Origin of the sequence: Streptomyces sp. NPDC088794 (assembly GCF_044750545.1) — a bacterium.
Lineage (GTDB): Bacteria > Actinomycetota > Actinomycetes > Streptomycetales > Streptomycetaceae > Streptomyces.
The window spans coordinates 656844-665806 of the sequence record NZ_JBIVKB010000004.1 but is presented as its reverse complement, the minus strand read 5'-3'; the positions used below and the strand labels follow the sequence as shown (position 1 = coordinate 665806).

7 protein-coding genes and 1 rRNA gene are annotated in these 8963 nt (G+C 69.4%); 1 reads left to right on the top strand and 7 read right to left on the bottom strand.

Features of this window, described 5'->3' with window-relative positions; translation table 11 throughout:
• Both ACIP6U_RS15530 and ACIP6U_RS15525 read right to left on the bottom strand, forming a co-directional pair.
• Window positions 1–92: ribosomal RNA gene (locus ACIP6U_RS15530) — 16S ribosomal RNA — on the bottom strand; the annotation flags it as partial.
• A gap of 575 nt (window positions 93–667) precedes the next feature.
• The gene (locus tag ACIP6U_RS15525) at window positions 668–1675 is read right to left on the bottom strand and encodes a stage II sporulation protein M (RefSeq protein ID WP_401716945.1); all 1008 of its coding nucleotides are present in this window, start codon (window positions 1673–1675) and stop codon (window positions 668–670) included.
• A 129-nt stretch (window positions 1676–1804) separates the two neighbouring features.
• Here ACIP6U_RS15525 and ACIP6U_RS15520 point away from each other — a divergent pair, with 129 nt between their 5' ends.
• Entirely contained in the window at window positions 1805–2797 is a 993-nt protein-coding gene (locus tag ACIP6U_RS15520; protein ID WP_401716942.1) for an RDD family protein, read from the top strand.
• Between the two features lie 32 nt (window positions 2798–2829).
• Here ACIP6U_RS15520 and ACIP6U_RS15515 read toward each other — a convergent pair whose 3' ends face one another.
• From ACIP6U_RS15515 to ACIP6U_RS15495, 5 genes are all read right to left on the bottom strand, one after another.
• The gene (locus ACIP6U_RS15515) at window positions 2830–3444 is read right to left on the bottom strand and encodes a hypothetical protein (protein ID WP_401716941.1); all 615 of its coding nucleotides are present in this window, start codon (window positions 3442–3444) and stop codon (window positions 2830–2832) included.
• Between the two features lie 176 nt (window positions 3445–3620).
• Window positions 3621–5078 (bottom strand): adenosylhomocysteinase, encoded by a 1458-nt coding sequence (gene ahcY / locus ACIP6U_RS15510; RefSeq protein ID WP_401716938.1) that lies wholly within the window; start codon window positions 5076–5078, stop codon window positions 3621–3623.
• Between the two features lie 304 nt (window positions 5079–5382).
• The gene (locus tag ACIP6U_RS15505) at window positions 5383–6366 is read right to left on the bottom strand and encodes a cation diffusion facilitator family transporter (RefSeq protein ID WP_401716935.1); all 984 of its coding nucleotides are present in this window, start codon (window positions 6364–6366) and stop codon (window positions 5383–5385) included.
• Window positions 6367–6510: 144 nt separating this feature from the next.
• Window positions 6511–7662 carry a mannose-6-phosphate isomerase, class I gene (gene manA, locus ACIP6U_RS15500; RefSeq protein ID WP_401716934.1) on the bottom strand — a complete coding sequence of 384 codons (1152 nt, stop codon included), beginning with the start codon at window positions 7660–7662 and terminating at the stop codon, window positions 6511–6513.
• 104 nt (window positions 7663–7766) lie between these two features.
• Window positions 7767–8894 (bottom strand): SIS domain-containing protein, encoded by a 1128-nt coding sequence (locus ACIP6U_RS15495; RefSeq protein ID WP_401716932.1) that lies wholly within the window; start codon window positions 8892–8894, stop codon window positions 7767–7769.
• Window positions 8895–8963 lie beyond the last annotated feature (69 nt).

Genomic DNA, 8963 nt, shown 5'->3' with positions numbered 1-8963 from the left:
CTAATCCCCACCGAAGTGGTTCATCGTTCGACTTGCATGTGTTAAGCACGCCGCCAGCGTTCGTCCTGAGCCAGGATCAAACTCTCCGTGAATGTTCTCCCGTAATCGGGATGACACCACGAGAGCGGAACAGCCAGGCGGAATAAGCCCGACCGTTCACAGCGTCCTCGCTGTGTTTTGTTCTTCAAAGGAACCACGCCCCAACCGCAGATGCGGTCGGAGACGGGGTATCAACATATCTGGCGTTGACTTTTGGCACGCTGTTGAGTTCTCAAGGAACGGCCGCTTCCTTTGTACTCACCCTCTCGGGCTTTCCTCCGGGCGCTTCCCTTCGGTCTTGCGTTTCCGACTCTATCAGATCGTTTTCCAATCCGATTTCCTCGGTGCTTTCCAGGTTCCCGCTTTCGCGTTTCCCTTTCCGGCGACTCCGACTTTATCAGAAGTTCCGGGCCGGACTGACCGGCCGCTCGTTTCCGATTTATCGGGAGAACTTCTTCGTAATCGACGTGCTATCGCCGTTCTGAAGAAGTAGACAGACACTCACTACTGCCGACCGGATCAGATCCAGTTCTAGGCAACTGTTCGAATCTACCTCCCCACCGGCTCCGAGTCAACGGCTCCTGTGGGGCGAAGGAGAGACTAACAGCTCAACAGACGTGTCTGCACATCAGGCAGCCATGGGCACCGTGGCGCTGCGTTCGGCCGCCTCCACGTCGCCCGTCTCGCCGGTCCGGGCCGCTCGGCCGCCCAGGATGAACACGTAGGCGAGGAAGGAGAGTTCGGCGCCCACTCCGATGGCGATCCGGGCCCAGGTGGGCAGACCGGACGGGGTGACGAAGCCTTCGATGGCGCCGGAGACGAAGAGGACCAACGCGAGGCCGATCGCCATGCCCACAGCCGCGCGGCCCTCTTCGGCGAGCGCCGTGCGTCGGGAGCGTGGGCCGGGGTCGATCACGGTCCAGCCGAGTCGGAGTCCGGTACCCGCGGCCACGAAGACGGCCGTCAGTTCCAGCAGTCCGTGCGGGAGGACGAGACCGAGGAACGTGTCGAGTCGGCCGGCCGACGACATGAGGCCGAAACCGACACCCAGGTTGAGCATGTTCTGGAAGAGGATCCAGAGGACGGGCAGGCCGAGGAAGACACCCAGGATCAGGCACTGTGCGGCGGCCCAGGCGTTGTTCGTCCAGACCTGAGCGGCAAAAGAGGCCGCGGGGTGACTGGAGTAGTACGTCTCGTACTCGCCCCCGGGGCGGGTGAGCTCGCGCAGTTCGCTGGGGGCCGCGATGCTGGCCTGCACCTCGGGGTGTGTGCCTATCCACCACCCCAGGAGCGCTCCCACCAGCGTGGACAGGAGTGCCGTGGGGACCCACCAGTACCGCGATCTGTAGACCGCCGCGGGGAACCCGTACGTAAGGAAGCGCGTGACGTCTCGCCAAGAGGCTCGTCGGGTGCCTGTCACGGCACTACGCGCGCGTGCCACCAGTTGGCTGAGGCGGCCCGTCAGTTGCGGGTCGGGGGCGCTGGACTGGATCAGGGAGAGATGGGTCGCCGTGCGCTGATAGAGGGTGACGAGTTCGTCCGCCTCGGCGCCGGTGAGACGGCGCTGACGTCCGAGGAGGGCTTCGAGGCGGTCCCACTCGGCTCGGTGGGCGGTGACGAAGACGTCGAGGTCCATCGGTGTGCCTGCTCCTCGGCTGGTCGTCGGCGGCTCGTCGTTGATGTCAGCTTGTCGTACTGCGGCGCAATGTGCCCTCAGCTTGGCAGACTGGCCGTTCACGGGGCAGGCCAGGGAAGGACGACGAGCGTGAGTGAGCTGGTGACGGGCGAGGCTGTGGCGTTGGAGCTACGCCCTGCGAGGCTGCCCAGCAGGGCGCTTGCGGTGTTGCTCGATCTGATCGTGGCCGTGTTCGCCTACACCGCGCTGACCATCGCTCTCGTCGCCGCGACCGCCTCGCTGGACGATGCTGCGCAGATCGCGGTGACGATCGCGAGCTTCGTGCTGGTTCTGGTGGGTGCGCCGATCGCGGTCGAGACGCTCAGTCACGGGCGGTCCCTCGGGAAAATGGCCTGCGGACTGCGTGTGGTGCGGGACGACGGCGGGCCGATCCGGTTCCGGCATGCGCTGGTGCGCGGTGGGATCGGAGTGTTCGAGATCCTGATGACCTTCGGGTCCGTCGCCGTCATCGCGTCCCTGGTCTCCGCTCGCGGCCGGCGGCTCGGCGACGTCTTCGCCGGGACACTCGTCGTACGGGAAAGGGTGCCGCTCGCTCGTTCCGGCTTCCTGCCTCCGCCGCCGCCTTGGCTGGCGGGTCGGTTCGCGGAGCTGGATCTGTCCGCGGTTCCTGATGGGCTGTGGCTCGCCATCCGCCAGTACCTGACGCGTATGCAGCAACTCGACCCACAGGTCGGCTGGACCATGGCGGAGCGACTCGCCTCCGATCTCGCGGCTCGTACGGGGACTCCGGCTCCGCACGGCGTTCCGCCGGCGGCGTATCTGGCGGCGGTCGTTCAGGAACGGCAGGCCCGGGAGGTACGACGGTCCTACGCGAACGGATCGGGACTGCGCGGCCCTGCCGTGGCCAGCCCGCCTAGGCCCGGAGCACCGGTCGCCGGGGCCTTCGGAGCCGCGCCTCCAGCCTTCCCCGTCTACCCGAGCACCCCAGCAACCCCAGCAACCCCAGCAACCCCAGCAACCCCAGCAACCCCAGCAACCCCAGCAACCCCAGCAACCCAGACCAACGAAACCGCCGAGCCCACCGGCCCCGCCGGAAGCACTGGATTCGCACCCCCGGCATAGCCGCCCCCTGTCCGCGCCGCCACAGCCTCGCCTCACGCGAACACGGACGGCGGTGACTCAAGGTCCTCCAGCTCGATCCCGGGCGCCGCGAGGACCACGTCGCCGGCGATGTGCACGGCGTGCTGCTCGCCCGTGTCCAGGGCTGTGACCTGGTATTCGTCCACGGGCAGAGGGCCGTTGTCAGTGGCGTGTGCTTGGCTTTTCAGCAAGGCCCAGGACTGGTCCACGGTGCGCGGGGCGAGGACGGGGTCGGTGAAGGTGACGAGGCGTACGCGGGTTGCCGAGGCGGAAGGGGTGAGGCGCAGGAGACGAGCGGTGGCGATGAGGAACGCGGGAGACGTGCCCGTGAAGGCGTGAGCGGGGACGTTGCCTTCGGCGGCCTCGGCTCCGGTGGGGTCCGTGCGGACCCAGGTGACTCCGTCGAGGGCGGCACCGCGCACCTGCCAGCCCGCGGCATGGAGTTCGAGACGGATGGGGCGGCCGAGTTCGTCGAGGGTGAGGTCGACGGAGCCGCTGTGGTCGCCCGACGGGGTGGTCACCTGGGAAACATAGCGCCAGCCCGAAGGGCCGGGGGCGCAGTGGAAGTGTTCTTCGGCGAGGGGGGTGTGATCGTGCGGATCGTGGAGCGAATAACGGCCGCGGGGCATGTGGGTCCTGGATCTTGACGGGCTGGTCCGGCGACGGGGCTACAGGGCCAAAGGGGCAGGCCCCCGGCACGGGGGTGCGGGGGCCTGCCTCGGAGGATCTGCTGCTGGTGAGGTGAGCGTGTCAGCGCACCGACGCGCTCGTCTCCCCAGGGTGTGCGCCGAGTCGTGCGGTGGCGTCAGTAGCGGTAGTGGTCCGACTTGTACGGGCCCTCGACCTCGACGCCGATGTACGAGGCCTGCTCGGGGCGGAGCGTGGTCAGCTTCACGCCGAGCGCGTCCAGGTGGAGGCGGGCGACCTTCTCGTCGAGGTGCTTGGGCAGCACGTAGACGTCGGTCGGGTACTCCTCGGGCTTGGTGAACAGCTCGATCTGGGCCAGGGTCTGGTCCGCGAAGGAGTTGGACATCACGAACGAGGGGTGGCCGGTGGCGTTGCCCAGGTTCAGCAGGCGGCCCTCGGACAGCACGATGAGGACCTTGCCGTCGGGGAACGTCCAGGTGTGGACCTGCGGCTTGACCTCGTCCTTGACGATTCCCGGGATCTGCGCGAGGCCGGCCATGTCGATCTCGTTGTCGAAGTGGCCGATGTTGCCGACGATCGCCTGGTGCTTCATCTTGGCCATGTCCGCGGCCATGATGATGTCCTTGTTGCCGGTCGTGGTGACGAAGATGTCGGCCTTGTCGATGACCTCGTCCAGCGTCGTGACCTGGTAGCCGTCCATCGCGGCCTGCAGCGCGCAGATCGGGTCGATCTCGGTGATGATCACGCGGGCACCCTGGCCGCGTAGGGACTCGGCACAGCCCTTGCCGACGTCGCCGTAGCCGCAGACGACCGCGGTCTTGCCGCCGATGAGGACGTCGGTGGCGCGGTTGATGCCGTCGATCAGGGAGTGGCGGCAGCCGTACTTGTTGTCGAACTTCGACTTGGTGACGGCGTCGTTCACGTTGATCGCCGGGAACAGGAGGGTGCCGTCGCGGTGCATCTCGTAGAGACGGTGCACGCCGGTCGTGGTCTCCTCGGTCACGCCGCGGATCTCCGAGGCGACCTGGGTCCACTTCTGCGAGCCGTCGCTGATGGTGCGCTGCAGGACCTGGAGGACGACGCGGTGCTCGTCGGACTCGGCGGTGTCGAGGGAGGGGACCTTGCCGGCCTTCTCGTACTCGACGCCCTTGTGGACGAGCATGGTGGCGTCGCCGCCGTCGTCCAGGATCATGTTCGGGCCGCCGGTGGGGGTGTTCGGCCAGGTCAGCGCCTGCTCCGTGCACCACCAGTACTCCTCCAGGGTCTCGCCCTTCCAGGCGAAGACCGGGACGCCCTGGGGGTTCTCGGGCGTGCCGTTCGGGCCGACGGCGATGGCGGCGGCCGCGTGGTCCTGGGTGGAGAAGATGTTGCAGGACACCCAGCGGACCTCGGCGCCCAGGGCGACCAGGGTCTCGATGAGGACGGCGGTCTGCACGGTCATGTGCAGCGAGCCCATGATGCGGGCGCCGGCCAGCGGCTGCGCCTCGGCGAACTCACGGCGGATCGACATCAGGCCGGGCATCTCGTGCTCGGCGAGGGTGATCTCCTTGCGGCCGAACTCGGCCAGGGAGAGATCGGCGACCTTGAAGTCCTGTCGGTTGTCGACAGTGGTCATTGGGAGCTGCTCCTCGGGGTTGGGGCTACGGCTGATCTGCGCGGCGGCGGACACAGGGGTGCCCCGAAGGAGGACACAGGCATGCCCGCGTACGCGCAGCGCAGTCCGTCGGAGGCCCTCTCTCCCTCGGTCGGTCCGCGTCGGGACCGCCCGACCGCCATCAGCAGCGACGTCTGGCTCTGTTTCCAAGCTACACCGGGCGACCCGGCCGTCCCCAGTCCACCTACGAACAGATCGAGCCGATCACGGTGTGCGCCAGGGAGCGTCGACGGGATGCCGACGGCGGCTGCCGGGCCCGTTTCCCTCAGTGCTCGGCAGTCGGGTGCTGGGCCGGTCCGCCGGGGGTCGCCTCGAGGTCCGGGCCCTTGGCGGCTTCGGTCTCGCTGTAGATGTCCGGTTCGAGGTAGATGACGCGGGCGATCGGGACGGCTTCGCGGATGCGGGCCTCGGCGGCGTTGATGGCGGTGGCCACCTGGCCGGCCGTGTCGTCGTGGTCCACGGCGATCTTGGCGGCGACCAGGAGTTCCTCGGGGCCGAGGTGGAGCGTGCGCATGTGGATGATGCCGGTGACCGTGTCGCCGTCGACGATCGCGGTCTCGATCTTCTTGACGTCCTCGATGCCGGCGGCCTCGCCCAGCAGCAGTGACTTGGTCTCGGCGGCGAGGACGAGCGCGATCAGGATGAGCAGGATGCCGATGCAGAGCGTGCCGACGCCGTCCCAGACGCCGTCGTCGGTGAGCAGCGCGAGGCCGACGCCGCCCAGGGCGAGGACCAGGCCGATGAGCGCGCCGAAGTCCTCCAGGAGGACGACCGGCAGCTCGGGCGCCTTGGCGCGGCGGATGAACTGCGACCAGGAATGCGTGCCGCGCAGCTCGTTGGACTCCTTGATGGCCGTCCGGAAGGAGAAGCTCTCGGCGATGATCGCGAACACCAGGACGCCCACCGGCCAGTACCAGTGCTCGATCTCATGGGGGTGCTTGATCTTCTCGTAGCCCTCGTACAGGGCGAACATGCCACCGACCGAGAAGAGGACGATCGACACGAGGAAGGCGTAGATGTACCGCTCGCGGCCGTAGCCGAAGGGGTGTTGGGGAGTGGCTTCGCGCTGGGCCTTCTTGCCGCCGATCAGCAGCAGGGCCTGGTTGCCGGAGTCGGCGAGCGAGTGGACGCCCTCGGCGAGCATCGACGACGAGCCACTGAACGCGAACGCGACGAACTTCGATGCCGCGATCGCGAGGTTGGCTCCGAGTGCTGCCACGATCGCCCTGGTGCCGCCTGACGCGCTCATGTGTCCGCGTTGTCCCTTCGCCTTCGTGCGTCTACGTCGGCCGGGCTCCGCAGTCGCCGCGGCCGTCGCTTTGCCCGTCCTTTGCCGGTGGGCCATTCTTGCAGCCCCGTCCGCGAACGGCGCGTCAGGTATCCACAGCCCCGGTCATACGATCACAGTGGCGCGGAAGATCGTGCCCGCCCCGGACACCTCGACCCGCTCGGCGGCCGGCACGAAGACGGACTGACCCGGGGTCAGCTGCTGGTCACCCGCGCGCACCGAGCCCGCCGTGCAGAGCAGGATCTGCGGTGCCTCGCGGGTGAGGTCGGGCGCGGTGCCACCGTCGGGCAGGACGTACCTGGACAGCCGGAACTCGTCGATCGGCGTCTCGTAGACCTCTTCGCCGTCCGGGGACGCCTCGGGGCGCAGGACGCCCGCGTCGCCGGCCTCGAAGCGGACGATGCGCAGGAGTTCGGGCACGTCGACGTGCTTGGGGGTGAGGCCGCAGCGCAGGACGTTGTCGGAGTTGGCCATGATCTCGACGCCGAGGCCGGTGAGGTAGGCGTGCGGGATGCCGGCGCCGAGGAACAGGGCCTCGCCGGGCTGGAGTCGGACGTGGTTGAGGAGCATCGCCGCGATGACGCCCGGGTCGCCCGGGTAGTGGTGGGCGATGTCGGCGTAGGCCGTGTACGTGCCGCCCAGTCGCGTGCAGGCGGCCGCGGCTTCGGCGACCGTATGGCGCATCTGTTCGGGGTCGGCGGTGAGGATCGCCGTGAGGACCTCGCGCAGGGCGGCTTCCTCGGGGTGCGCGTGCAGCAGATCGACGTACGCCTTGAGGGAGTCGACACCGAGGCCGTCGAGCAGGCCGGCAGCCTGGAGCGGGTCGCGGAAGCCGCACAGGCCGTCGAACTCGGTGAGCGCGCAGATCAGTTCGGGCTTGTGGTTGGCGTCCTTGTAGTTCCGGAACGGGGCGTCGATCGGGATGCCGCGGCGCTCCTCGTCCTCGTAACCCTCCTTCGCCTGCTGGAGGTTGGGGTGCACCTGAAGGGAGAGGGGGGCGCCGGCGGCGAGGATCTTGAGGAGGAACGGCAGGCGGGGGCCGAACTTGGCCACGGCCGCCGGACCGAGTTCGCGTTCCGGGTCGGCGTCGATCACCTCGACGAGCGTGCCGCGTTCGGTGCGCGAGGGTGCGCCCGGGTGGGCGCCCATCCACATCTCCGCCTGGGGTTCGCCGCTCGGCTCGACGCCGAGGAGGCCGGGGATGGCGGTGGTGGAACCCCAGGCGTAGGGGCGGACGGTGTTGTCGAGGCGGTCCATGCGGTTCTCTCTGCCGGTTCTCGGTGCGTGCGTGTGCGCTCACGCGCGCGTGCGTCTACGGGTGTCGGTGCGCGGGTACGACGGTCGCCGCGCAGGCGTCCAGGTCAGGCCCCTGAGGCGAGCGCCAGGTAAACGGCGGCGAAATCCGTCATGGCGATCAGTTCGGCGAGGGTCTCCAACTCGCCGCCCTCCTCCGGCTCCAGCTCGCTGATCGGCGTGTCGTGGCCGAGGGCCAGGTCACGGGCTGCCGGGGCCGCGGTGAGGCCGCCGATCGGGCGGTCGCGGAGCAGCACCACGCGTGCGTGCAGCGCGGGCGCCTCGTCGACGCGGTCGCGGAAGAAGTCGTCGGGGTCCGCGCTGGCGGCGAGCCGTCCCGCCAACAGGACGTTGTGCGCGACGAGCGCCTCGGGGAGTTCGGCCACCACCGCGGGTGTGCCGGACAGTTCGGCGAGGGCGGCGGCGAAACGGCGGCCCGCCGGACCGGCCGAGACACCCTCGGTCCATACGACGGGCAGTGACTCGGCGAGTTCGGCCGCGAGCGTCTTGGCGGGGTTGCTGTAGGTCGCGACGGCCGGTCCGCAGCGCTCGGCGACGTGGTCGAGGCGGTCGGCGACCTTCTCCAGGTCCTCCGGCGGGGCGGAGAGCAGCCCGGTGCGGTCGAGGAGGGCGAGGAGGGGCGTGAGCAGCGCCCACAGGACGCCGGGGGCGGACGCGGTGAGCGGGCCCTCCTGCTCGTACGGAGCCGTCGCCATCGGTACGAACAGGCCGTGCGCGCCGTCCACCGCCTCGCTGAGCGGGGTGCGGGCGGGGGCCACGGCGGCGACCGAGCAGCCGCGGCGGTAGGCCGCGTCGGCGAGCAGGGACAGGCCGGGTTCGGTGCCGTCCGGGGTGGCGATCAGGAGCAGGTCGACCGAGCCGGCCCAGCCCGGGAGGTCCCAGCGCAGGGCGCCGGCCGCGGGGGCGACGCCGGTGGGGGCGAGGCGGGTGACGGGGCTGCCGGCGCCGGCCAGGGTGCCCAGGAGGTCGGCGACGCAGGTCGCGGCGGCGCCGGGGCCCGCGATGAGGACTGCGCGGGGGCGGCCGTCGGGCTTGAGTTCCGGGATGCCGGCCTCCACCGCGTGGCGGGCCGCGGTGCGGACGCGGGCGCCCGCTTCGGCGGCGCCGCGTAGGAGGCCGCGGTGGTCTGCCTCCGTGAGTGCCTCGGGGGTGTCGAGCAGCGACTCGTCGAGCATGGGCGGCAGCCTCCGAATAGCTGTGCCGGTCCTGTGTCTTGGTCTTTGTTCTGGCTGGTCCTGGTGCGT